The 24133-nt window shown below is 72.9% G+C and carries 20 protein-coding genes; 13 read left to right on the forward strand and 7 right to left on the reverse strand.

Annotated elements, in window-relative coordinates:
- Nucleotides 1–91 precede the first annotated feature (91 nt).
- A complete protein-coding gene (locus tag EV378_RS17945; protein ID WP_132426881.1) occupies nt 92–1954 on the forward strand; it encodes a hypothetical protein in 1863 nt (620 codons plus the stop codon).
- 5 nt (nt 1955–1959) lie between these two features.
- Here EV378_RS17945 and EV378_RS17950 read toward each other — a convergent pair whose 3' ends face one another.
- Complete coding sequence (locus EV378_RS17950) at nt 1960–2304, reverse strand: DUF3024 domain-containing protein (RefSeq protein WP_132426883.1); 345 nt, start codon at nt 2302–2304, stop codon at nt 1960–1962.
- Nucleotides 2305–2365: 61 nt separating this feature from the next.
- On the opposite strand from EV378_RS17950, the gene EV378_RS17955 reads away from it, so the two are divergent.
- Nucleotides 2366–2947: a peroxidase-related enzyme gene (locus EV378_RS17955; RefSeq protein WP_132426885.1), complete on the forward strand. Its 582-nt coding sequence runs from the start codon at nt 2366–2368 to the stop codon at nt 2945–2947.
- 91 nt (nt 2948–3038) lie between these two features.
- On the opposite strand, the gene EV378_RS17960 is transcribed toward EV378_RS17955, so the two are convergent.
- From EV378_RS17960 to EV378_RS17970, 3 genes are read right to left on the reverse strand one after another with little or no spacing between them, the layout of a single operon-like run.
- On the reverse strand, nt 3039–3800 hold the full coding sequence (locus tag EV378_RS17960) for an amino acid ABC transporter ATP-binding protein (protein WP_279389636.1): 762 nt from the start codon (nt 3798–3800) through the stop codon (nt 3039–3041).
- Nucleotides 3797–4696, reverse strand: coding sequence for an amino acid ABC transporter permease (locus EV378_RS17965; protein ID WP_132426887.1), 900 nt, complete (start codon nt 4694–4696; stop codon nt 3797–3799). The genes EV378_RS17960 and EV378_RS17965 overlap by 4 nt, the downstream gene beginning before the upstream one ends.
- Nucleotides 4696–5568 (reverse strand): ABC transporter substrate-binding protein, encoded by an 873-nt coding sequence (locus EV378_RS17970; RefSeq protein WP_243653529.1) that lies wholly within the window; start codon nt 5566–5568, stop codon nt 4696–4698. Before EV378_RS17970 ends, EV378_RS17965 begins: the two co-directional genes overlap by 1 nt.
- Nucleotides 5569–5853: 285 nt before the next feature.
- Between EV378_RS17970 and EV378_RS36920 the strand changes: the two genes are divergently transcribed.
- From EV378_RS36920 to EV378_RS18015, 9 genes are all read left to right on the forward strand, one after another.
- Nucleotides 5854–6216 carry an antitoxin gene (locus EV378_RS36920; RefSeq protein WP_207908699.1) on the forward strand — a complete coding sequence of 121 codons (363 nt, stop codon included), beginning with the start codon at nt 5854–5856 and terminating at the stop codon, nt 6214–6216.
- Nucleotides 6217–6437: 221 nt separating this feature from the next.
- Entirely contained in the window at nt 6438–7628 is a 1191-nt protein-coding gene (locus tag EV378_RS17980; protein WP_132426891.1) for a thiamine pyrophosphate-dependent dehydrogenase E1 component subunit alpha, read from the forward strand.
- Nucleotides 7625–8602 carry an alpha-ketoacid dehydrogenase subunit beta gene (locus EV378_RS17985; RefSeq protein WP_132426893.1) on the forward strand — a complete coding sequence of 326 codons (978 nt, stop codon included), beginning with the start codon at nt 7625–7627 and terminating at the stop codon, nt 8600–8602. Before EV378_RS17980 ends, EV378_RS17985 begins: the two co-directional genes overlap by 4 nt.
- A gap of 6 nt (nt 8603–8608) precedes the next feature.
- On the forward strand, nt 8609–10090 hold the full coding sequence (locus tag EV378_RS17990; RefSeq protein ID WP_132426895.1) for a dihydrolipoamide acetyltransferase family protein: 1482 nt from the start codon (nt 8609–8611) through the stop codon (nt 10088–10090).
- Between the two features lie 40 nt (nt 10091–10130).
- Nucleotides 10131–10622 carry an FxsA family protein gene (locus tag EV378_RS17995; protein ID WP_132426897.1) on the forward strand — a complete coding sequence of 164 codons (492 nt, stop codon included), beginning with the start codon at nt 10131–10133 and terminating at the stop codon, nt 10620–10622.
- A 470-nt stretch (nt 10623–11092) separates the two neighbouring features.
- Nucleotides 11093–12283, forward strand: coding sequence for an ATP-binding protein (locus tag EV378_RS18000; RefSeq protein WP_132426899.1), 1191 nt, complete (start codon nt 11093–11095; stop codon nt 12281–12283).
- Nucleotides 12284–12491: 208 nt separating this feature from the next.
- The gene (locus EV378_RS18005; protein WP_132426901.1) at nt 12492–12812 is read left to right on the forward strand and encodes a GroES family chaperonin; all 321 of its coding nucleotides are present in this window, start codon (nt 12492–12494) and stop codon (nt 12810–12812) included.
- A gap of 64 nt (nt 12813–12876) precedes the next feature.
- Nucleotides 12877–15936 carry a VanW family protein gene (locus EV378_RS35920; RefSeq protein WP_207908700.1) on the forward strand — a complete coding sequence of 1020 codons (3060 nt, stop codon included), beginning with the start codon at nt 12877–12879 and terminating at the stop codon, nt 15934–15936.
- An 83-nt stretch (nt 15937–16019) separates the two neighbouring features.
- Nucleotides 16020–16445, forward strand: coding sequence for a CBS domain-containing protein (locus EV378_RS18015; RefSeq protein ID WP_132426903.1), 426 nt, complete (start codon nt 16020–16022; stop codon nt 16443–16445).
- A 58-nt stretch (nt 16446–16503) separates the two neighbouring features.
- Here the strand turns inward: EV378_RS18015 and EV378_RS18020 are convergent, their stop codons facing one another.
- Nucleotides 16504–18339: an acyl-CoA dehydrogenase gene (locus EV378_RS18020; protein ID WP_132426905.1), complete on the reverse strand. Its 1836-nt coding sequence runs from the start codon at nt 18337–18339 to the stop codon at nt 16504–16506.
- Between the two features lie 167 nt (nt 18340–18506).
- On the opposite strand from EV378_RS18020, the gene EV378_RS18025 reads away from it, so the two are divergent.
- Nucleotides 18507–19631 (forward strand): peptidoglycan recognition protein family protein, encoded by a 1125-nt coding sequence (locus EV378_RS18025; RefSeq protein WP_132426907.1) that lies wholly within the window; start codon nt 18507–18509, stop codon nt 19629–19631.
- A 3-nt stretch (nt 19632–19634) separates the two neighbouring features.
- Here EV378_RS18025 and EV378_RS18030 read toward each other — a convergent pair whose 3' ends face one another.
- Nucleotides 19635–20459 (reverse strand): glucose-1-phosphate cytidylyltransferase, encoded by an 825-nt coding sequence (locus EV378_RS18030; protein ID WP_243653530.1) that lies wholly within the window; start codon nt 20457–20459, stop codon nt 19635–19637.
- 76 nt (nt 20460–20535) lie between these two features.
- Nucleotides 20536–21258: an IspD/TarI family cytidylyltransferase gene (locus EV378_RS18035; RefSeq protein WP_132426909.1), complete on the reverse strand. Its 723-nt coding sequence runs from the start codon at nt 21256–21258 to the stop codon at nt 20536–20538.
- Between the two features lie 285 nt (nt 21259–21543).
- On the opposite strand from EV378_RS18035, the gene EV378_RS18040 reads away from it, so the two are divergent.
- Nucleotides 21544–24030: a helix-turn-helix transcriptional regulator gene (locus tag EV378_RS18040; protein ID WP_165922326.1), complete on the forward strand. Its 2487-nt coding sequence runs from the start codon at nt 21544–21546 to the stop codon at nt 24028–24030.
- Nucleotides 24031–24133: the final 103 nt, after the last annotated feature.

A 24133-nucleotide genomic window follows, 5' to 3' on the forward strand; every position in this document is an offset into this window, starting at 1 on the left:
CACCGCCCGGACCCCGACGCCGGACGGCCGACCCGACCCACACCGGTGGGCTCCGTCCCGGCATGACGGTGCAGCGGAGGTGTTGGCGGCAGTGCTCGATGTCCGGTTGTCCGACGGGCTCGACGAGGAGTCCCTCGTCGCATTCGTGGACCGGCTCTCGGCGGCGGGCGACGGCGGGAAGGCCGTCGACGCCGCTCGTGCGCGGATCACCCGCGACGTGCGCGCGGGAGAGCCCTCCGCGGGAGTGCGGCGCCTCGCGCTGTCCCTGCACACGCCGATCCCGCCCCGTCCCCGCTCGTCGTCGGACGAGCCGGAGACCGTGCTGTCCCTGGTCCCCGACGAGGCGCTGATCGTGCTGTCCGGCGCACGCGACGAGGAGCTCGTCGAGACGGTCGCCGGGCTGGTCCGCCGCGGTCTGCGCACGATCGTGACGGCGACCGGTGCCGACCTGCCGGACGTCGTCCGCCGCCAGCTGCCGCCCGCGGTCGCCGCCCGGACCGTCGAACGGTTGCGGCCGATCCCCGGTACGGACCTCCGCCGCCTGCGCCGCCTGCTCTCCACGTCGACGCCTGCCCGCCGGGCGCGCGGACGCCAGGACCTGCCGCCCGCCGAGAAGCTGCCGGACACCGAGGAGATCGCCGGCTGCTGCGAGCGCGCCGCACGCGTCGTCGAGGGCAGCGACGGCGCCGAGGGCTCCCGGCTGGCCGAGCTGCTGCGGGACCTCGACGCCGAGCGCCGCGAGGCCGTCACCCAGGTCGGTCGCTACGTCGGACGCACCGTCGGGGCACTCAACGAGTCGACGCACGCGGCGTGGCTGCGTCCGCTGGCGGCGCGGCTGGTGCACAACAACCACCGCGCCGAGTTCGACGGCCTCCAGGTGCTGGCCGCACGGCAGCGCGAGGCCGCCGGGCAGCTGGCCCCCGGCGTGACCGAGGAGGGGACGCCGCCCGCGGACGCGGCGACCGCCCTGAAGGACTACCGGTCGTTCCTGGAGACCGGGGGCCGGAGCCGGACGTACTTCCGCTCTCTCGCCCAGCGTGAGGCCCAGCCCGCGCTGCGGGCGTTCCGCGTCAACGGTGCGGTGCCGCGGACGGTCGAGGACATCACCGCCGTACTCGGGTACCTCGACGTCCGGGACCGGCAGGCCGAGATCGAGCTGGCCTGTGGTGAGCTCGGCGTCCCGGTCCCGGTGCAGCCGTCGCACCTGGACGAGCTGATCGACGCGCTGGGTGTGGCGGCCGCCGCGGCGCGATCGGTCGGGGCTCTGCGGCACGACGTGCTGTTCCTCCAGAACGACTCCCCGGTCGCGGTGCCGGACCTCCCGACCGCGGAACGGGTGGCCGCCGCGATCGTCGACTACGACGAGCACGGGGACCCGGCCGAGGCCGGTGACGAGCTGGAGCGGCTCGCCGCCGAGCTGGAGGCGATCCCGTCCGCCCCCGAGCGGACCCCGCCGGAGCTCACCGCGGCCGTCGAGGCGTTGCGGGCGCACGACGCGGACGCCTACGCCGCCGCGCTCGACGCCCTCGGCTCGGCCCGCCGGGAGAGCGAGGACCAGCAGGCCTGCGAGGAGCTGCTCGGACGGCTGGCCACCAGCACGCCGGAGCTGGCCAGGGCGTGGTCCGACGGCAGCGACGACGGGTACGGCCTGCTCTGCTTCGCCTCGGTGGACTCGCTGCTGTCCGACCTGCCCTCGCCGGACAGCGCGGACGTCGTCGTCGTGCTGGGAGCGGGTGCGCTGCAGGCGGACGCGCTGCTGCTGACGGCCGTCGCGCCACGGCTGGTCGGCGTGGTCGGGGACGAGCCGCGCGCGGCGTCGTCGGGGACGACGTTCCTCGAGGTGCTGAACCAGGCGTCGGCCCGGTTCCTGCGCGGCGGCCTGGCCGGGCGCGACGACGTGCCGGCCGGACCGCAGCCGGCGATCCCGGTGCAGAACGGCGCAGCGGAGTCCTGACCCCTCTAGCGGGGAGGGCCGATCGCGCGGATCGCGCCCTCGATGCGCTCGAGCAGGACGAACGGGTCGTCAGCTGACGGCTCCTGCGGCTGCCAGCGCTCGTCGGGCGCCTCTCCGGGGAGGTACAGCGTCCAGCGACCCGGCTTCGGGGTGTCCGCGCGCAGCTGGGCCAGCGCCGTCGACGACCAGGCGGCACCCAGCTCCGGGAACGTCGGCGGACGACGGTCCAGGATGGTCACGTTGCTGCCGGCGGTCGTGTAGCCGATGCGGCGGCGGTCCTGCTCCTCGGGAGGGAGGAGCCCGGCACACCAGCTCGCCAGCTGCTCGCGCACGTCCTCCGGAACGGCCATGGGGCACATGGTCCCCGATCGCCCGGGGTCCGAAAAGGGCGGACTCGACTACGGTCGGGGCATGGGCGAGCAGCACGAGGTGAGCAGGTTCGGACACGTCGAGGCCGAGGACCTGCCGCCGGACCTGGCCGAGCGGATCGGGAAGATCGCGGAGAAGTCCGGGTTCGTGCCGAACGTGTTCCGTGCGCTCGGTCGCAGGCCACGCGAACTGCGGGCGTTCCTGGACTACCACGACGCGCTGATGGACTCCGACGACGGACTGTCCAAGGCGGAGCGCGAGCTCGTCGTCGTCGCGACGTCCGGGGCGAACCACTGCACGTACTGCGTCGTCGCGCACGGGGCGATCCTGCGGGTGCGCACGAAGGACCCGGAGATCGCGGACAAGGTGGCGACGAACCCGTGGGGTGTCGCGCTGTCCCAACGCGAGCGGGCCATCGTGGACCTGGCGCTCCTGATCGCGACCGACTCCGCCCAGCTCACCGACGCCGAGCTGGACGACGCCCGCATGGCAGGCCTGTCCGAGGACGAGATCTGGGACGTCGGCTGCATCACCGCGATGTTCGCGATGTCCAACCGCATCGCGCACCTCACGGCCCTGCGCCCGAACCCGGAGTTCTACCTGATGGGCCGCCTCCCGCGCTGAGCCCGCGGCCCGATCCCGCTCGACATGAACACCACGGTCGTCCCGGATGTCCGTGAGGACCGTGACGTTCATGTCGGCCGGACGCGGGCCGTCAGAGCACCTTGGACAGGAAGGCCTTCGTGCGTTCCTCCCTCGGGGCGGACAGCACGTCCCGTGGGAGGCCGGACTCGACGATGCGGCCCTCGTCCATGAACACCAGCGTGTCCCCGACCTCGCGGGCGAAGCCCATCTCGTGCGTCACGACGATCATGGTCATGCCGTCGCGGGCGAGGCCGCGCATCACGTCCAGCACCTCGCCGACGAGCTCGGGGTCGAGAGCCGAGGTGGGCTCGTCGAACAGCATCAGGCGGGGTTGCATGGCCAGCGCCCGCGCGATCGCCACGCGCTGCTGCTGACCGCCGGACAGGCGGTTCGGGTACTGGTTCGCCCGGTCGGCGAGCCCGACCCGCTCCAGGAGCTCGAGTGCGTTCGTCCGGGCGTCCGACTTGGACTCGCGCCGGACGACGACGGGCGCCTCCATCACGTTCTGCAGGGCCGTCCTGTGCGGGAACAGGTTGAACCGCTGGAACACCATGCCGATGTCGCGACGCTGCCGGCCGAGCTCGGCGTCGCGCAGGCGGTGCAGCCTCCCGGCGTCCTCCCGGTAGCCGATCAGGTCGCCGTCCACGTACAGCCGGCCGGTGTCGATCGCCTCCAGGTGGTTCACGCACCGCAGCAGCGTCGACTTGCCGGACCCGGACGGCCCGACCACGCAGCACACCTGCCCGGGCTCGACCACCAGGTCGATCCCGCGGAGCACCTCGAACGTGCCGAAGAACTTCCCGACGTCACGGGCCTCGACCATCGGCGTCATCGCGCGCCCTCCCCGCTGCGCTGGGTCAGGAACGCCGCCATCCGGCCGGGCGACGAGTCGGTCGCCACACCGCGCCCGTAGTAGCGCTCCACATAGAACTGTCCGATCGAGAGGATCGACGTGAGCGCCAGGTACCAGAGCGCGGCCACGATCAGCAGCGGGATCGTCTGGAAGTTCGTCGAGTAGATCCGCTGCGCCGAGGTCAGCAGCTCGAAGTAGCCGATCACGACGACGAGCGACGTCGTCTTCAGCATGGAGATCGTCTCGTTGCCGGTCGGCGGGACGATCACCCGCATCGCCTGCGGGAGCACGATGCGGCGCAACGTCTGCGACCGGCTCATGCCGAGCGCGCCGGCCGCCTCGGTCTGCCCGTGGTCGACGGACTGGATGCCGCCGCGCACGATCTCGGACATGTAGGCGGCCTCGTTCAGCCCGAGGCCGAGCAGGCACGCGGCGAACTGGTTGATCAGCTGGTTGGTGTCGAACACGACCAGCGACGGTCCGAAGGGGACACCGAGGGACAGGAACGGGTAGAGCGCGGCCAGGAAGTTCCAGAACAGCAGCTGTGCGATCAGCGGTGTCCCGCGGAACACCCAGATGTAGATCCACGCCACCGACGACAGCACCGGGTTCGGCGACAGACGCATGATCGCCAGCCCGATGCCGCCGAGGATGCCGATCACCATCGACAGCACGGTCAGGATCAGCGTGTTCTTCAGCCCGTTGAGGATCGGGCCGGAGAACACGTACTCGCCGACGACGTCCCAGCGGAAGTTGTCGTTCGTCAGCACCGTGTGGACCAGCATCGCGGCCAGCACGGCGAGGACGACGATCGCGACCCAGCGCCCCGGATGCCTTACCGGGACAGCATCGCGGGGTTCGACTCGATCACCCATCAGCCGGTCTTGTTGATCTCGGACGTCGGGATGGCGCCGGCGCCGACGTTCCACTTGTCGAGGATCTTCTTGTACGTCCCGTCCGCGATCAGCGACTGCACCGCGCCCTGCAGGGCGGGCCCGTAGTCGCCCTGCCCCTTCTTGATCGCGACGCCGTACGGCGCCGTGTCGTACGGCTGCCCGACGACCTCGACGGCACCGCTGGTCGTCGTGACGGCGTACGAGGCGACCGGCGAGTCGGCCAGCATCGCGACGATCCGGTTGGACGTCAGCGCCAGCGTCACGTCCGTCTGGTTCTGCAGCTCGGTCACGTTGATCGCGGGCTGCCCGGCCTGCTGGCACTTCTTCGTGCGGGCCGCGATGTCGTCCACCTGGACGGTGCCGGCCTGCACCCCGACGGCCTTGCCGCACAGGTTGTCCGCGCTGATCCCGTCCGGGTTGCCCTTCTTCGTGGCCAGGCTGGTGCCCGCCGAGAAGTAGCTGACCATGTCGACCGTCTTGACCCGCTCGTCGTTGATCGTCAGCGACGAGATGGCGGCCTCGTACTTGCCGCCCTGCACGGCCGGGATGATCCCGGAGAACGCGGTGTTCTCGAACGTCGCGGTCAGCCCGAGCTTCTGTGCGATCGCGTTGCCGAGGTCGACCTCCATGCCGATCACGGTCTTGCCGTCCGGCCCGGTGAACTCGTTGGGCGGGTAGGACGCGTCGGTGCCGACCACGAGCTTGCCGTCCGCCGTGATCGCTTGCGGCAACCTGGCCGCGAGCGCGTCGTCCTTCGCCGCGGGGGCGATCGTCTGGTCGGCGGGCGAGGCCGGGGCGCCGCCGCTCCCGTCGCCGCCGGAACCGCAGCCCGCCAGTGCGAGTGCGGCCACGGCCGCGACGGTCAGGGAACGGATCGTGCGGGTTCGTGTGGTGGACAACGGGAGCCCCCTCGGACATGCGGTCGGACCTGGGGATCGTGCCACCGTCGACCCGTCCGGTCCCAGAGCGACCGACCGTTCGTTACCTGACGGTCGCATCGCCCGCGTTCGGGTGGTGTTCGCCGGGGAACCCCCTGACGGGCCCCGGACGTTGTCCTAGGGTCGGGGACCGGTCGCGCGACCGCGGTCCCCACGGACCGCACCGGCGAGAGCCGGTGAGACACACGGAGGACGACGATGCCGCTGTTCCGCAAGCTGACCGTGCTGGTCGGCGCCGCCGAGGCCGCGCGGCGCTACGCCAGGAGCCACCCCGACCAGGCGGGCAGGTACCTGGACCAGGCCGCCCAGTTCGTCGACAAGCAGACCAAGGGTAGGTACACGAACCAGATCTCCGGGGCGACGCGCAAGGCCAAGGACGTCGCCGGGATCCCGAACCCGGGCCAGGGCTACGGCACGCCGGGTGCACCGCCGCCCACGCCCGCCGCGACCGGCGAGTCGGCCGCCGCCACCCCGCCGGTCTCCGGCAACGGATCCGGCACCTACGGGGCCACCGAGGGCTTCCCCCCGCCGACCCAGCCGGGTCAGGCCCCGCGCACCTGACGCGCACGACACCGCGGGCCGGACGGGCGCACGTCGCGCCGGTCCGGCCCGTTCGTGTGCCCGGCCGGACCGAGTGTGTGCGACGGGCCACCGGCGCGTGCCAGGATCGGGTTCGACGGCACCCGCCGTCCCGGGCCCCGACCACCCGAGCGGGGACCCGCCGTACGGTCCGGCGCACGCCACCCGCGTCGCGAGGGCCGACGTCGAAGAGGGAGTACGCCGTGGAGGAACCCCAGGCGTGGGTACCGACCGATCCCCGGGCCCGTGCGAGCCACGACCAGGTGGTCGCCGGGCTCAAGGGCACCGACGAGGGCGGCGCGGAGCTGGTCCAGCTGCTCAGCCCGGAGGGCGAGCGCGGCGGTGATCCGCGTTTCGACGCGTACGCGGCCGACGTCGGCGTCGAGGAGCTGAAGGGCCTCTACCGCGACATGGTGCTGGTCCGCAGGGCCGACCGGGAGGGCAACGCGCTGCAGCGCCAGGGCCAGCTCGGGATCTGGGTCCCGCTGCTCGGCCAGGAGGCCGCCCAGATCGGCAGCGGCCGGGCGATGCGCCCGCAGGACATGGCGTTCCCGAGCTACCGGGAGCACGGCGTGGCCTGGTGCCGCGGCGTCGACCCCACCGAGCTGCTCGGCATCTTCCGCGGCACCGACCACGGCGGCTGGGACTCGGTCGAGCGCCGGTTCCACCCGTACACGATCGTCATCGGCAACCAGTGCCTGAACGCGGCAGGCTACGCGATGGGCCAGCGCTTCGAGTCCAAGGTGGGCGATCCGGAGTCCGGCGAGGCGACGATCTGCTACTTCGGCGACGGCGCCACCAGCCAGGGCGACGTCCACGAGGGGTTCGTCTGGGCCGCCGCCTACGACGCGCCGCTGGTCTTCTTCTGCCAGAACAACCAGTGGGCGATCTCGGTCCCGCTGGAGCGTCAGACCCGCGTGCCGCTCTACCAGCGCGCCCGCGGCTACGGCTTCCCCGGCGTCCGGGTCGACGGCAACGACGTGCTGGCCTGCCTCGCCGTGACGCGCTGGGCGCTCGAGGAGTGCCGCACCGGCAACGGCCCGGTGCTGATCGAGGCGTTCACCTACCGGATGGACTCGCACACCACGTCCGACGACGCGTCCCGCTACCGCCTCGCCGACGAGGTGGAGCTCTGGAAGCTCAAGGACCCGATCGAGCGGGTCCGCGTGCACCTGGTCCGCTCCCTCGGCGTCGAACCCGGGTTCTTCTCTCGTGTCGACGCCGAGGCCGACGAGCTGGCCGTGCGCCTGCGGGAGTTCTGCCGGTCGATGCCGACCCCCGGACCGGAGCGGATGTTCTCCGAGGTCTACGCCCAGGCATCGCCCCAGGTGGACGCCCAGCGCGACGAGTACCTCGCCTACCACGCGTCCTTCTCCGACGGAGAGCAGCGATGACCAAGCTGACGATGGCCAAGGCGCTCAACGACGGGCTGCGGGCCGCCATGGAGCGCGACCCGAAGGTGCTCGTGATGGGCGAGGACGTCGGGCGGCTCGGCGGCGTCTTCCGGATCACCGACGGGCTGCAGAAGGACTTCGGCGAACAGCGCGTGCTGGACACGCCGCTGTCCGAGTCCGGGATCATCGGCGCCGCCGTCGGGCTCGCCGTGCGCGGCTTCCGCCCGGTCTGCGAGATCCAGTTCGACGGCTTCGTGTTCCCCGGGTACGACCAGATCGTCTCCCAGCTGGCCAAGCTGCACTTCCGCAGCCAGGGGCGGGTGCCGATGCCGGTCGTCGTGCGCATCCCGTTCGGCGGCGGGATCGGCGCCGTGGAGCATCACTCGGAGTCGCCGGAGGCGCTGTTCGCGCACGTCGCGGGCCTGAAGGTGGTCGCGTGCTCGAATCCGGCCGACGCGCACTGGATGATCCAGCAGGCGATCGCGTCCGACGACCCGGTGATCTTCTTCGAACCGAAGCGGCGGTACTGGGAGAAGGGCGAGGTCGACACCGATCTCTCGGCCGCTCCGCCGCTGCACTCCGCCCGGGTCGTGCGGCCGGGGTCGTCGATCACGGTCGCGACCTACGGCCCGCTCGTGAAGACCTGCCTGGAGGTCGCCACGGCCGCCGTCGACGACGGCCACGACATCGAGGTGATCGACCTGCGCACGCTGTCCCCTCTGGACCTGGGACCGGTGGCCGACTCGGTGCGGCGCACCGGACGCCTCGTCGTCGTCGCGGAGTCACCGCGCGAGTCGTCGGTGAGCTCCGAGGTGGCTGCGCGGGTGTCCGAGGAGTGCTTCTTCTCGCTCGAGGCGCCTGTGCTCCGGGTGACCGGGTTCGACACCCCGTACCCGCCGTCGCGGCTGGAGGACGAGTACCTCCCGGACCTGGACCGTGTCCTCGACGCCGTCGACCGTGCGATGGACTGGTGAGCGGCGATGCGTGAGCTGTTCGAGCTGCCGGACGTCGGCGAGGGGCTGACCGAGGCCGAGATCTCCGAGTGGAAGGTCGCGCCCGGCGACACGGTGACCGTCAACCAGGTCCTCGTCGAGATCGAGACGGCCAAGGCGGCCGTCGAACTGCCGTCGCCGTACGCCGGCACGGTCGGCGAGCTGCTCGTCGAGGCCGGCACGACCGTGCAGGTCGGCGCGCCGATCATCGCGATCGAGACCGCCGGTGACCCGGCGCCGTCGACGGCCGCCGCGGGAAGTGCAGCGGTCTCGTCGGACAACGGGGCGAAGATCGGCGAGGCCGGTGCGGACGGGCGCATCGCGACGCTCGTCGGCTACGGCCCGCGCCAGGGCACCGCGACCCGCCGTCCCCGTCGCGGCAGCGGTCCGTCGGCCCCGGGTGAGATGACGCCGGTGGTTCCCCGGGAGCCCGCGGAGCGCGATGACCGTCATCTCACGGGGGAACCGTCGGGGCGCGACCCGGTGCCCGCCGCATCCGGCAGGGGCGCGGTGCCGCTCGCCCCGCCGCCGGTGCGCAAGTTCGCCAGGGACGCCGGTGTGGACCTGCGGACGGTCACCGGTTCCGGTCCGGGTGGGCGGATCACCCGCGCCGACGTGGAGGCCGCGGCGTCGGCGCCGCCCGCTCCCCCGGCGGCTGCCCCACCCGCGGGCGGGCGCGCCGCCCCGGCCGTGGCCGGCGCTGCAGCTGTCGCGGGAGCCGGTGCCGTCGGAGCGGCCGCGGCGCCGCGTCCGGCCACCCGGGCTCCGTCCGGCGGCGACCGGCGGGAGCCGATCCGCGGGGTGCGGAAGGCGACCGCGGAGGCGATGGTCTCCAGCGCGTTCACCGCGCCGCACGTCACCGAGTTCCTGGCCGTCGACGTGACCGAGACGATGGAGCTGCGCGACCGTCTGCGCGCCTCCCGCGGTTTCGACGGCGTGAAGCTCACCCCGCTCGCGTTCGTCGCCAAGGCGGTGTGCCTGGCCGCCGCCCGCACGCCCGAGGTGAACGCGCGCTGGGACGCGGACGCCGGCGAGATCGTCTACTTCGAGCGGGTCCAGCTCGGGATCGCGGCCGCGACGCCGCGGGGCCTGATGGTGCCCAAGATCCGGGACGCGGACCTGCTCGGCCTGCGGGACGTGGCCGTCGCGCTCGACGCGCTGACCACGACGGCACGCGACGGGAAGACCCCGCCCGCGGACCTCGTCGGCGGCACGATCACGATCACGAACGTCGGGGTGTTCGGTGTGGACACCGGCACGCCGATCCTGAACCCGGGCGAGGCGGCGATCCTGGCCGTCGGGTCGATCAAGCAGGCGCCGTGGGTGGTCGACGGAGAGCTGGCCGTGCGGACGGTGTGCCAGCTGGCGCTGTCGTTCGACCACCGGCTCGTCGACGGCGAGCAGGGGTCGCGTTTCCTGGCCGACGTCGGTGCGCTGCTGGCCGATCCGGGAATCGCGTTCACCTGGTAGTGCCCGGGAGCAGATCCGCGTCCCCGTGCGTTGTACGGGTATGCGGATCGTGCTCCTGTACCTCGTCGTCGAGGTCCTGGCCGTCGTCGGCCTGGCCTCCTGGATCGGAGTGGGCTGGACACTGCTGGTCCTCATGGCCGGCGCGGTGCTCGGCCTGCTCCTCGCACGTCGCGAGGGGGTGCGGGCCGCTCGGGCGCTGACCGTGGCCGTGCAGAACGGGCGGCTGGCGCACTCCGAGGCCACCGACGGGCTGCTCGTCGCGCTCGGCGGCGTGCTGCTGTTCGTCCCCGGCCTGGTCACCGACGTGCTCGGCCTCGCGCTGCTGCTCCCGCCGGTGCGCGGGCTCGTGCGTCGCAGGCTGGTGGACGCCGCCGAGCGGCGTGCGCCGGACCTGCGCACGGCCCGGATCCGTCAGGGCGTGACGATCGTCGAGGGCGACACGGTCGTCCGGGACGACGCGCCCCGCCGCCCGGACCACGGCGGCATGCCGGTGCTGGAAGGCGAGGTCGTCGACCCCGACGGCCGTCGCTGACGGCCTCGCCTACGCCGTCCGTGGCATCCGGAACAGCGCCCGCAGGCCGTCGAGGCGGCTGCGGCGGCGTGGGAGCGTCCGCATCCGCAGGGTCGAGTGGTGACAGGATCGGGACGCACGGTGACGTCCCCGGTGTCGGGTCATGACGTCCTCCTCGCTGGTCGGCCCCTTGCGGTCACTGCTCTGAAAGTGTGTCTCGCCCCAAGTGAGGAAAGAAGTGGGTGCAACGTTTGCCATCAGATCGTGATGACAAGCGTGTGTTTATAGTCTGATCGAGTTACGGCCGTGGACGATACGCTGGCCTTGAGTTCGCACGGAACCGTGGATTCGGTGGCCGGGTCGTCGCTCAGCGTGACCAATGAGGTCCCGACCACGCCACTGGGCCGGTCGGGTGGATCTCGGAGGACACGCCGAGCGGAATATCGCGACGTCTACGGATTCGCCGAGAACCGTCGATACCGTCCGCGACCATGGACCCGGTACGGAACCCGTTCGCTCCCGGCGCCGGGCAACGGCCGCCCGAGCTCGCCGGCCGTGACCGCGAGGTCGACGCGTTCGAGATCGTGCTGGAGCGGGTCGCCCGCGGCCGTCCGGAACGGAGCCTCGTGCTCACCGGCCTGCGCGGTGTCGGCAAGACCGTCCTGCTCGGGGAGCTGCGCTCGATGGCGATGCACGCCGGATGGGGCGCCGGGAAGGTGGAGGCCCGTCCGGAGGCCGACCTGCGACGGCCGCTGTCCGCCGCACTGCACCGCGCGATCCGCGACCTCGCGCTGCGCCACCGCGCTCCCGAGCGGGTCGACGAGGTGCTCGGCGTGCTCAAGGCGTTCGCGCTGCGCTCGTCGCCGGACGGCGCCAAGCTGCGGGACCGCTGGCAGCCCGGCATCGACGTCCCGGTGAAGAACGGACGGGCCGACTCCGGGGACATCGAGATCGACCTCGTCGAGCTGTTCACCGAGGTCGCCGAGCTCGCGCAGGACGTCGGGTCCGGGATCGCGCTGCTGATCGACGAGATGCAGGACCTGCGGCCCGACGACGTGTCGGCGCTGTGCGCCGCCTGTCACGAGCTGTCCCAGTCGCGGGCCCCGCTCGTCGTGGTCGGGGCCGGACTGCCGCACCTGCCCGCCGTGCTGTCCGCGTCGAAGTCCTACTCGGAGAGGCTGTTCACCTACTCCCGGATCGACCGGCTGGACCGCAAGGACGCGGACTTCGCGCTGCTGGCCCCCGCCGAGCGGGAGGACGCGACGTTCGACCAGGACGCGCTCGACGACCTGTACCAGCGTTCCGGCGGCTACCCCTACTTCGTGCAGGCGTACGGCAAGGCGGCATGGGACGCCGCGCCCACCACCCCGATCGGCGTGAAGGACGTCGCGATGGCGGCGCCGGAGGCCGAGACGGAGCTGGCGGTCGGGTTCTTCGGCTCCCGCTTCGAGCGGGCCACCCCGGCCGAGCGGGAGTACCTGCGGGCGATGGCGGAGCTGACCGACGGCCGCGACGATCCGGTCGTGACCGCGGGGATCGCCGAGCACCTCGAGCGGAAGGCGTCGTCGTTGTCGCCTGCGAGGGACAGCCTGATGAAGAAGGGACTCGTGTTCTCCGCCCAACGTGGACAGATCGCGTTCACCGTGCCCCACTTCGGCCGCTACCTGCTCGCGCAGACGTGAGCGCGGGTCCCCCGATCGGGTGGCTCGTCCGTCGCCCGTAACGCCCGGCGGCCCGGACGCGACATCCGTGGTGAGCCCCGCGGCGAGTCCGGACCCCCGACCTGGATTCACCGCGGGGCTGTCCTACGTCCGGGGTACATCAGGGGCGTACGTCCGGATGGTCCGGGCACTGCCGGGGCCGTGACGGCCCTCTCGTAGCATCTCCGAAGTGCCGGACCCCAAGCTCGAGATCCAGATGCTGCACGACCGCGTCATGATCAAGATCGTCGAGGGTGCCGGTGAGCGACGCAGCTCGGCCGGAATCGTGATCCCCGCAACCGCGCAGGTCGCCAAACGTCTTGTCTGGGGGGAGGTCGCCGGTGTCGGTCAGCACGTGCGGACGGTCAAGACCGGCGACCGCGTCCTCCTGGCGCCGGACGACCAGTACGAGGTCGAGGTGCAGGGAACGGCGTACCTGGTGATGCGCGAGCGGGATCTGCACGCGGTCGCCACGGAACGCACCGAGCACGGAACGGGCCTCTACCTGTAGGACGCTTCCCCGGGCCATGGGCGCGGCGGCGATGTGTACGGCTGTGCGAAAGGAACGCGACGTCATGCCCGAGCGGCAGAACGCGCCCGGAGAGACCGACGAGCACCCCACCTCGACCGCGCACGATCCGGCGGGCGGGAACGGGTCGGCGGCACGCCCGGACGCGCCGTCCCCGCGACCCGTGATGCCGTCGCCGAAACCGCGGCCGGATCGCGCCCCCGCGCCGTCCGGCTCGTCGGGCGCGTCCGAGACGGTGGCCGTCGGGGCGGTCACGCCCCGCTCCGACGGCGACGAGCAGGCGTCCGACCCGACCGTGCGGTCGGAGCAGGGCACGACGGCGGAGCCGCCGACCGTGACCACGACGCCGGCCGCCGGTGACCGGAACGGCACCGACGACGCCGTCTCCCCGCCGTCGGCCGCGTCCGGGAGCGCGCAGCCGGGAACGGACACCTCTGCCGGATCGACGGCAGGCTCCGGCGGCGCCGACGGCTCCCCCGACCGCACGGCCGCGCCGCAGACCTCGCCCGCGTCCCCGCAGGCCCCGGCGTCCCACGAGCCGGCTGCGCAGGCCCCGGCAGCACCGACCCCGGCCCCGCACGGTCCGGCTGCGCACGGCGCGACGGGGCAGGCCCCCGGCTCCCCTGGTCCGTCGGCACAGGACCGGACGGCGCAGAGCCCGGCGTCCCAGGCTCCGGCGGCACACGAGCCGTCCGCTCCGACGACGCCCGGGCCGGCTGGTGCGTCGGAGCAGACCCGGGCGGTGCAGAGCCCCTCCCCGCAGGCCCGCCCGCAGGATCCGCCTGCCCCGGGGCGCCCCGCGACACCGTCGCCCGCCGACCCGGCACAGCCGTCCGGTCCGGCACAGCCGTCGGGCTCCGCCCGGCCGTCGCCGAGGCCCGGTCCGGCCGGTGCCGCAGCCGCAGGTGGTGCGGCAGCCGCAGGTGCCGCCGCCGCTGCTGGTGGCGCGACCGACGCGCGGCCGTCCCCGTCGCCCTCGGCCCGTCCGGACGCCGGCGAACGTCCCACCGCCCCGCAGGCGGGCGCGACGTCGTCGGCCCCGGCCCCGGCGACGCCGTCGGAGCAGCCCGCTCCGCAGCAGGCCGGTTCGTCCGCCGACACGGTGCGGGTCCAGCCGGTCGCGCCGTCGCCGGACCGCCCGCAGACGCCGGGACGCCCACCTGCCGGGCCCACCGAAGCGGGCCGGTCGGCTCCTCCCGGTGAGGAGCGGACCGTCGCGACCCCACTGCCGGGCCGCCCCGGTCCGCGCGACGCCGCCCCGACGGCTCCGATCGGCTCCGCCGCCGCGCCGACGTCGTCGGAGCCGAACACCGAGGTCCTCCCGACGGTGCACGGTGCCGACGTCGCGGCCGCGGAGTTCCCCGACCCGAACGCCGGATCGGCGGGTGGTCCCGGTGGGGACGGCCCCGGCACCGACGACGCGGGATCCGGTGGCGGTCGTCCGCGCCGGAGGGGACTGCTGGTCGTCGGCGCGATCGTCGCCGTGCTGGTCCTGGCCTATCTCGGCGACCTGCTGTTCAGCTCCGGAAGCGTGCCGCGCGGCGTGACCGTCGCCGGCCAGCAGATCGGCGGGATGTCCCGGGCGGCCGCGATCGAGAAGCTGCAGGGCGCGATCGAGCCGCGCTCGTCGCAGCCGATCCAGGTCACGGCGGGCGAGGTGCGCAGCGACGTCGACCCGAAGGTCGCCGGGCTCGCGGTGGACTACCAGGGCACGCTCGACCGGGCGGGCGCCCAGCCGCTGAACCCGATCACGCGGGTCACCTCGTTCTTCGGCACCCGTGACGTGCCCGTCGTGAACTCCTCCGACGCCCGTGCGGTGCGGACGGCGATGGAGCAGCTCGCGCCCGTCGTGGACAAGGACCCGAAGGACGGCAACGTCCGGTTCGAGGGCACGAACCCGCTCCCGGTCGCCCCGGAGCCGGGCCAGCGCCTCGACGTCGACGCCGCCGTCGGCACGCTGGAGCAGAAGTGGGCCACCGGCGCACCGGTCGCGCTCCCGCTGATCACCGAGCAGCCGTCGACGACGCCGGAGGACGTGCAGAAGGCGATCGACGAGGTCGCGCGCCCGGCCGTGTCGGCGCCCGTCACGGTCACCGGTGAGGGTGCCAACGGCACCATGAAGCCGGAGGACATCGCACAGGCGCTGACGTTCAAGGCGGACCCGGCCGGCCCGTCGAAGCTGGTGCCGCAGATCAACGTCGAGTCGCTGACCGACGTCGTGAAGCCGCAGCTCGCGTCGACCGAGAAGCCGGCCGTGGACGCCTCGCTCGACCTGGCCGTCACGCCGGCGCGCGTCGTCCCGTCCGTGGACGGCCGCGGCGTCGACTACAAGGCCACGTTCGGGAACCTCGTGCCGATCCTGACCGGCACCGGTCCCCGGACGGTCGCCGCGGTGTACGCCCCGAAGCCCGCCGAACTGACCACGCAGGCGATCCAGTCCCTCGGCTCCGCGACCGAGATCAGCTCGTTCACCACCGGCGGGTTCGCGGCGGACTCCGGCGTCAACATCCGCCGGGCCGCGGAGGGCATCAACGGGAAGATCGTGGCGCCGGGCGAGACGTTCAGCCTGAACGGCGCGACCGACCCCCGGGACGCCTCCACCGGCTACGTCGAGGCCGGGATCATCGAGGACGGGCACCCGGCCAAGGGCATCGGCGGCGGTGTCTCGCAGCTCGCGACGACGCTGTACAACGCGTCGTACTTCGCCGGCATGACCGACATCGAGCACAAGGAGCACAGCTACTACATCAGCCGCTACCCGGTCGCCCGGGAGGCGACGGTGTTCGAGAACCTGATCGACGTCAAGTTCCGCAACGACGGCCCGACGCCGGTGCTGATCCGCACCGAGTGGACGCCGAGCAACGTGACGGTCAAGTTCCTCGGGCAGAAGCAGTGGGACGTGACGTCGCAGACCGGCCCGCGGACGAACCCGACGCCACCCCAGGTCGTGAACCTCCCGCCCGGTCAGCCGTGCAGCCCCAGCAAGGGTTCGCCCGGCTTCACCGCGACCGACACCCGGACCATGCGCAACGTGCAGACCGGCGAGACGACCAGCAAGACGCGGACGGTCCGCTACAACCCGCAGCCGATCGTGCAATGCGGCTGAGGGTCGCCACGTTCAGGGGCTGACGAGACGCACGTCACATCCGTAGTCTCGATCCACGTGCCACAACGAGGATCGGGGCTCGGATGCGGATCGCGGACGTGTTGCGGAGCAAGGGGACCGACGTCGTCACGGTGACGACGGCCGACACCGTCGGGGAGGTGCTCCGGTTGTTCGCGCAGAACAACCTGGGTGCCCTGCCGGTGGTGGACGGCATGCACCTGGTGGGGATCGTGTCCGAACGGGACATCGTCCGCCGCCTGTACGACCGGGGCGCGGACCTGCTGTCCGCCGCGGTCGCCGAGGTGATGACGGCGGACGTCGTCACCTGCTCGCCGGACGACCAGGCGGCGGACCTGGCCCGGGTGATGACCGACCGACGGGTGCGCCACCTGCCGGTCGTGATCGACGGCGCGCTCGCCGGGATCGTGTCGATCGGTGACCTGGTGAAGGTCCGGATCGACATGCTCGAGAAGGAGCGCGAGCAGCTGGAGTCCTACATCCAGCAGTAGCCGCCGCACGACTCGCCCCCGGGGTGGTGTCCACCCCGGGGCCGAATACGCGGGAGACCTAGAACGCGGCCTCGTCGAGCTCCATCAGCGCGTTGTCCGCGTTCTCGATGATCGCCTTCTCCGAGGTCAGGCGCGGCAGAACGGACTTCGCGAAGAACGACGCGACGCCGACCTTGCCCTCGTAGAACCGGCGGTCCTTCTCGGACACCCCGTCGGTGCCGAGCGCGTCCAGCGCGACGGCGGCCTGGCGCAGCAGCAGCCACCCGACGAGCAGGTCACCGACGGCCATCAGCAGCCGGACCGTGTGCTGGCCGACCTTGTAGAGGTTCGTCTGGTCCTCGGCCGAGGCGTACAGGAAGCCGGTCAGCGCGCCGAGCATGCCCTGCACGTCGGTCAGGGCCGTCGTGAGCAGCGCGCGCTCCTCCTTGAGCCGGCCGTTGCCCGCGTCGGAGTCGGCGAACGCGGCGACCTCGCCCGCGACGTGCGCGAGCGCCTGCCCGTTGTCCCGGACGATCTTGCGGAACAGGAAGTCCTGGGACTGGATCGCGGTGGTGCCCTCGTACAGGGAGTCGATCTTCGCGTCCCTGATGTACTGCTCGATCGCGTAGTCCTGCAGGTACCCGGACCCGCCGAGCGTCTGCAGCGACTGCACCAGCTGCTCGGTGGCCCGCTCGGAGCCGACGCCCTTGACGATCGGCAGCAGCAGGTCGTTGACCTTGCTCGCGAGCGAGGCGTCCTCACCGGTGAACTCGGCCAGGCGGATCTTGTCCTGGTAGGTCGCGGTGTAGGTGTAGACGGCCCGCAGCCCCTCGGCGTAGGCCTTCTGCAGCATCAGGCTGCGGCGCACGTCCGGGTGGTGCGTGATCGTCACGCGCGGCGCCGTCTTGTCCGTCATCTTCGTCAGGTCGGCGCCCTGGACGCGCTCCTTGGCGTAGTCCAGCGCGGCGAGGTAGCCGGCCGACGCGGTGCCGATCGCCTTGGTGCCGACCATCATCCGCGCGTACTCGATGACCTGGAACATCTGGGCGATGCCGTCGTGCACCTCGCCCAGCAGCCAGCCCTGTGCCGGGGTGCCGTGTGCACCGAACGTCAGCTCGCACGTCGTGGACGCCTTGAGGCCCATCTTGTGCTCGACGTTCGTGACGAAGGCGCCGTTGCGCTCGCCCGGCTCGCCGGTCTCGCCGTCGAAGTGGAACTTCGGCACGAGGAACAGCGACAGGCCCTTGGTACCCGGCTTGCCGCCCTCCGGACGGGCCAGCACCAGATGCATGATGTTCTCGGTGAAGTCCTGCTCCGCCGAGGTGATGAACCGCTTCACGCCCTCGATGTGCCAGGACCCGTCGTCCTGCTGGATCGCCTTCGTGCGGCCCGCGCCGACGTCGGAGCCCGCGTCCGGCTCGGTCAGCACCATCGTCGCGCCCCAGCCGCGGTCGATCATCAGCTGGGCCCAGCGCTTCTGCTCGTCGGTGCCGTTCGCGTGGATCACACCGGCGAAGTTCGGGCCCGCCATGTACATGAACACGGCCGGGTTGGCGCCGAGCATCATCTCCGCGGCGGCCCACTGCACCGACGGCGGGATGCCGTATCCGCCGAGCTCGACCGGCAGGCCGAGGCGGTACCACTCGCCGTCCCAGAGGACCTTGTACGCGTCCTTGAGCGACTGCGGGGTGGTGACCGAGAACGTCGCCGGGTCGTACACCGGCGGGTTGCGGTCGACGTCGGCGTAGGACTCGGCCAGCGGGCCGGTGCACACCGCGGACAGCTCGGACAGCACGCCCCTCGCGGTGTCGGCGTCGACACCCTCGAACGGGCCGTTGCCCAGTGTGTCCTGGATGCGGAAGACCTCGAACAGGTTGAACTCGAGATCGCGCAGGTTGCTCTTGTAGTGGCCCATGCCCTCACCGCCTCATCCGCTCGGACGTCGCCGGCCCGTCCACGGGTTACCGGCCGGTAGCTCCACCCAGCATATTACTCGCCGGTAACCGGAGACAAGGTCATCGGACCGATCGGCATCGGCGTGGTGTCACGCCAACGGGGTCGGTGTGACGCAATATCTCCATCGTGGCGGGTGGGAGTGGTGAGGTAGGCGGGCCGCGGATCAGCAGGCGCGGGCTGCTGGTGGTGGGTGCCGGACTGACCGCCGGACTGGTCGTCGCGCCCGGCACGGCCCACGCGGCGCCCGCGCCGGGCCCACCGGCGCCGTTCATCGAGAACTGCCCGTCGTGGGGTGCCCGCCGCCCGAGCTCGCCGGTGAAGATCTGGGATCGGCGGCCGATCCGGATCCTGGTGCACCACACGGCGGGTCCGAACCAGCGGGACGTGAGCCGTGACGCCGGCCGCCGGACGGCACGCAGCATCCAGGCCTACCACATGGACCACAACGGCTGGCTGGACTCCGGCCAGCACTTCACGATCAGCCGCGGCGGGTTCGTGCTGGAGGGGCGCTTCCTGTCCCTCGGCGAGCTGAACGCCGGGCGGCGCCAGGTCGAGGGCGCGCACTGCACCGGGCAGAACGTCGTCGCGATCGGGATCGAGAACGAGGGCACCTACATCGGAGAGGGCCCTCCGCCGAAGCTCTGGGACTCGCTGCGCGCGCTGTGCGCCTACATCTGCTTCCGGTACGCGATCCCGCCGACCGAGCTCTACGGCCACCGCGACTACAAGAACACGATCTGCCCCGGCGACCGCCTGTACTCGATGCTGCCGCGGCTGCGGTCCGAGGTCGGCGCCGTGCTCGGACGGCGGGTGTCGCGCACCGAGGCGACCAGGGCGAGCTGGCCGCTGCTGCGGACCGGGGACAGCGGCCCGGAGGTCACGGCCGCCCAGTACCTGCTCCGGGATGCGGGGGCGACCAGGGGCTCGGTCACCGGACGCTTCGACGAGGCCACGGCCGACGCCGTCCGCGAGTTCCAGTCCGCGACGAAGGCGGAGGACGTCAACGGGATCCTCGGCGGTGAGTCCTGGCCGCTGCTGGCCCGGACGGTGAGCCGGGAGGGCGGCCTCCTGCTCCGCGGCACCGGGCGCTACCAGGGCGACGCGGGCCGTGCGGTGGACACGCTGGTCGCGCGCAGGCCGCTGGAGTCCACACCGGACACCGTCGACGCGGCGGCCTGGCAGCGGCTGCTCGGGACCGGGGGTGCACCCGTAGCCGAGGTCAGCGACCCGCCGGGTGTCGCGAACCGCTGAGGATCACCAGCGGGTGCCCTGGTCCGGCCAGATCTTCCACGGGGCGTCGTCGGCGGCCCAGAGGTCGTTGAGCTGCTGGTAGTCCTTGTACGTGTCCATGGCGGCCCAGAAGCCCTCGTGCCGGTTCACCGTCAGCTGGCCGTCACGGGCCAGCCGCCCGAGCGGCTCGTGCTCCAGGAACAGGTCCTCGCGGTCGTCGAGGTAGTCGTCGAGGAACGACCGCTCGAACAGGAAGTAGCCGCCGGACACGAACCCCTGGACCTGGGTCGGCTTCTCGTTGAACTCGGAGACCCGGTCGTCGTCGACCTGCATCTCACCGAACTTCGACGTCGGGTGCACGCCGGTGACGGTGCCGATCCGGCCGCCTTCCTCGTGCGTCTTGACCAGCTGGTCGATCGCGACGTCGGAGACGCCGTCGCCGTAGGTCATCATCACCTGCGGGGTGTCGATGTAGTGGCGGATGCGCCGGAGCCGGGCGCCGGTACCCGCGTCGAGGCCGGTCTCGGCGAACGTGATCTCCCAGTTCTCGTCGGCGGCGTCGTTGTGGAACTGGGGGCTGTGCTGCCCCTCGGCCAGCGACAGCGTGAAGTCCGACAGGTGGGCCCGGTAGTCCAGGAAGAACTGCTTGATCTCCCAGCCCTTGTAGCCAAGGCACAGGATGAAGCGCCGGAATCCGTAGTGGCTGTAGAGCTTCATGATGTGCCAGATCACGGGCCGTCCGCCGATCTCCACCATGGCCTTGGGCAGGCGTTCGCTCACCTCGCGGATACGCGTTCCCTGCCCGCCGCAGAGGATCACGACGGGGGTGTTCTGGTCGATGCTGCTCACGGGTCCTCCGGTGTGCGGGGAGCGAGGCGCGTCCGGCCGCTGCACGGGCGGCCGGATCCGGCGGTGGTGCGAACTGTCATGTCGGCGTCGGGACGCCGGCCGTCCTGCGGGCGCCGTGCGTCTCGTCGGGCAACGGTACGGGGTCCGCAAGAGCCATTGCGTGGGCGAGGTGCTCCATCACGGTGAGATCCGCCTCCGTCGCGACGTGCAGGTTCGCCGGGTGGCCCTCCACGGCCACCACCCGGTAGCCGTGTTCGACGAGCAGTCCCGAGTTCTCGACGGGCCGTGGCCGGTCCGCGTGCACGGCGCGGAGCGCGTCGGCGCGGAACGCGTGCGGCGCCTGGGTGACCACGGCGTCCGCCTTCGGCAGCGTCTCGACCACCCGCCCGTCGACGACCCGCTGGATCACCTCGAGCAGCGGCAGCACCGGGACGGCGCCGTCGGCTCCGGCGCGGACGGCCGCGACGACGTCGGTGTAGACGCGGTCCGGGGCGAGCGGGTGGGCCGGGTCGGTCGCCACGATCACGCCCGCGTCGTCGGGCACCACGGCGAGCGCGGCACGCATCGACTCGGACTGGTGGTCCCCGCCGACGGCCAGCGCATCCACCGCGGGGCCGTCCCACTCGACACCGTCGGGCAGCACGAGGGCGACCCGGTCGCACGTCCGGCGCGCGGTCGCGACCGTCCGATCGACGAGCCGGACTCCGCCGAGCGGCTCGAACTGCTTGAGCCGTCCGAACCGGGCGCCGCGACCGCCTGCGAGCACGACCGCCCACACGGGGCCGTCCGAAGTGCCCATGGTGTCGGTCCCCCTGTGTCGCGGTCCGTGACGAAGGTCGGGGCGTTCGACGTCCTTCTCCGACCCGTTACGCTCGGCCACTCTATCGAGGGGGTTCCGAGACCCGTGACGGTGCCGACGGCTCACGACGTTCCGGAGTCCGACGTGCTCACCGGCGCACCCGCTGCAGGACACATGGTTGGCGACGTACGACGCAAACCAGACATACCGCGGCTGGTCGGGATCGTCGGCCCCGCCGGGAGCGGTAAATCCGTAACTGTGCGTGAGATCACGTCAGCCTGGCGAGTGAACGGGGTTGACGTCCATCTGGGTGATCCCCCGGACGACCTTCCGGCCGACACGGCGCTCGTCGTGGACGATGCGCACCTCCTCGACGACGCCGCCGTCGAGCGTGTGCGACGCCGCGCGGCCGAGCCGGGCGCCCGCGTCGTCGTGGCGCGGAGGCCGTGGCCGCGCAGCGCCGCCGTCGCGCGGCTCGGGACGCTGCTGGCGTCCGAACAGGCCCCCGTCGTGCTCGGTGCGCTGGACCAGGCGGGTGTGGCCGCCAGGGCCGCGCGGGCGCTCGGCCGTCGCCCGGCACCGTGGTTCGCCCGCCGGGTGCACGAGCGGACGCTCGGGTCGCCGTGGCTCACCGACCGGCTGATCCGCGCACTGCTGTCCACACCGGACCGCGCCCGGTTCGTCGACGACGGCGCGAACGAGGATCCCGGTCCGTCCCGCGGGCTGTCCGACGCGCTCACCGAGGAGATCGCCGACGTCGTCGACGCGGAGGACCGGCGGGTGGCCGAGCTGGTGCTGGCCGTCGCGCTCGGTGCGCCCGCGGACGCGGAGGTGCTGGGTCCCCTGCTCGGCCTCGTGGACGCCGCGGGAAGCGGTGTCGACGAGCTGGACGAGCTGGTCGCCCGCGCCTGGGCGGCCGGGCTGTGCGGGCAGGACGGCACGCCGCTCCCGCTCGTCGCGGACGTTGTCCGGCGGCGCACGGCCCCGGCCCGGCGCACCGAGGTCCGGCGCCTCCTCGCCGAGATCGAGCTGGACCGCGGCGGGAGCGTGCTGAGCGTCGCCCGGTCGATGGTGGGCGGCGGCGCGACCGGCGACCGCGCCGCGGCGGTGTTCACGGCGGCCGCCGACGAGGGCGCGCGCGAGGAGCAGGACGACACAGCGGTGCTCTACGCCGAGGCCGTCCGGGCCGGTGCGCCCCCGCTGTCGCTGGCCGCCCGCCGTGCGGAGGCCCACCTGCGCGCCGGGGACCTGGACGGCGCGCTCGAGCACTCCGACTCCGTGCTCGGCGCCCTGGACGCCGTCGAACCGACGGACGCGCTGCGCGCCGGTGGCGTCGCCGCGGCCGTGCTGGCCCGGCGCGGCCTGCTCGCGCGCAGCGCCGAGCTGTACCGGTGGATGGCGGCCGTGTCCGAGGGCTCCGCCCCGACGGCCGCCGTGCCCGTCCTGATCGGGACCGGTGCCCTTGGCGAGGCCCGTGCGGCGCTCGGGCCCCCTGCCGTCGTGCCGGGCGCGCCACCCCGTGGCCTGCTCGGGTCGCCGACACTGCTGGCCGGCGCCGAGGAGCTGATCGCGCGCGGCGTGCTGGACTCGGTCGAGGGGTCCCCGACGGCGTCGCTGTCCGGGCTCGCGCGGGCGTCCGCGCTGCTGGAGTCCGCGCACCGGGCCGCGCTGCTCCCGGACACGCCAGCCGCGCTGGCGGCGCTCGTCGCCGTGCACACCGGGGAGTTCGACGTCGCCGGCTCCGTCCTGGAGCGGGCGCTCGCGGTCGGTCTGGGCGGGCACCGCGCGCAGACCCGGCACCGCCTGCTGCTCGGCTGGATCGCGCTGCTGCGCGGGGCGACCCGGGCGGCGGGTGCGCAGCTGGCCGCCGTGGACGGGACCGGCGAGGAGCTCGAGGCGCGCGACGAGTTCCTGGCCGCGTCGCTGCAGGTGGCACTCGCCCGCCGGGGCGGCGACCTCGGCGCGCTGATGCGGTCCTGGACCAGGGCCCGGGAGGCGATCGTCCGGCACCCGGTGGACCTGTTCGTGCTGCAGCCGCTCGGCGAGCTGGTCACCGCCGCGACCCGGCTGCGGGAGCAGAGCTGGGTCCGCCCGCACCTCGACGAGGCGGACGCGCTGCTGGACGCACTGGGACGTCCCGCGCTGTGGTCGGCGCCGCTGCACTGGGCCCAGCTGCAGGCGGCCGTGCTGGTCGCCGACGCCGACGCCGCCGCCCGGCACACCGAGGCGCTGGCGGGCGCCGCGGGCGGGAGCCGGTTCGCCGCGGCGATGGCGACGGCGGCGCCGCACTGGGTCGCGTTGCTGGCCGGCCGGGTCGACGCGGAGGCGGTCGAGGCGGCCGCCCGCGGCCTGCACGCCGTCGGGCTGTCCTGGGACGGCGGCAAGCTGGCCGGGCAGGCCGCCATCCGCACCGAGGACCGCAGGGCGATGACCGCCCTGCTCGGCTGCGCCCGGGCGTTGCAGGCCGAGGTGGGGCGGACCGAGGAGGATCCGCCTCCCGCCGCGCCGGCGACCGCCGGCTCGTCCCCAGCGGGGTCGTCCACATCGGACCGACCGGCCGCGCCCACTCCACCGACCACGTCGGTGCTCAGCGACCGCGAGCGGGAGGTCGCCGAGCTCGTCGTGCAGGGCCGCACGTACAAGGAGATCGGCGAGACACTGTTCATCTCCGCGAAGACCGTCGAGCACCACGTGGCCCGGATGCGTCAGCGCCTGGGCGTCACCGGACGCGGGGAGCTGCACGCCCAGCTGCGCCGGATCCTGTCCGGCTGATCCGCGCCGCCGCCGACCCCCTTCCCGAACGAACGGCACCTTCGAGCAATGTCGTTGCCCGAACGGCCCGTTCGTTCGGAGGTGGAGGTGAGGGGTGGGGGCC

The sequence above is a fragment of the Pseudonocardia endophytica genome (assembly GCF_004339565.1).
Taxonomy (GTDB): domain Bacteria; phylum Actinomycetota; class Actinomycetes; order Mycobacteriales; family Pseudonocardiaceae; genus Pseudonocardia; species Pseudonocardia endophytica.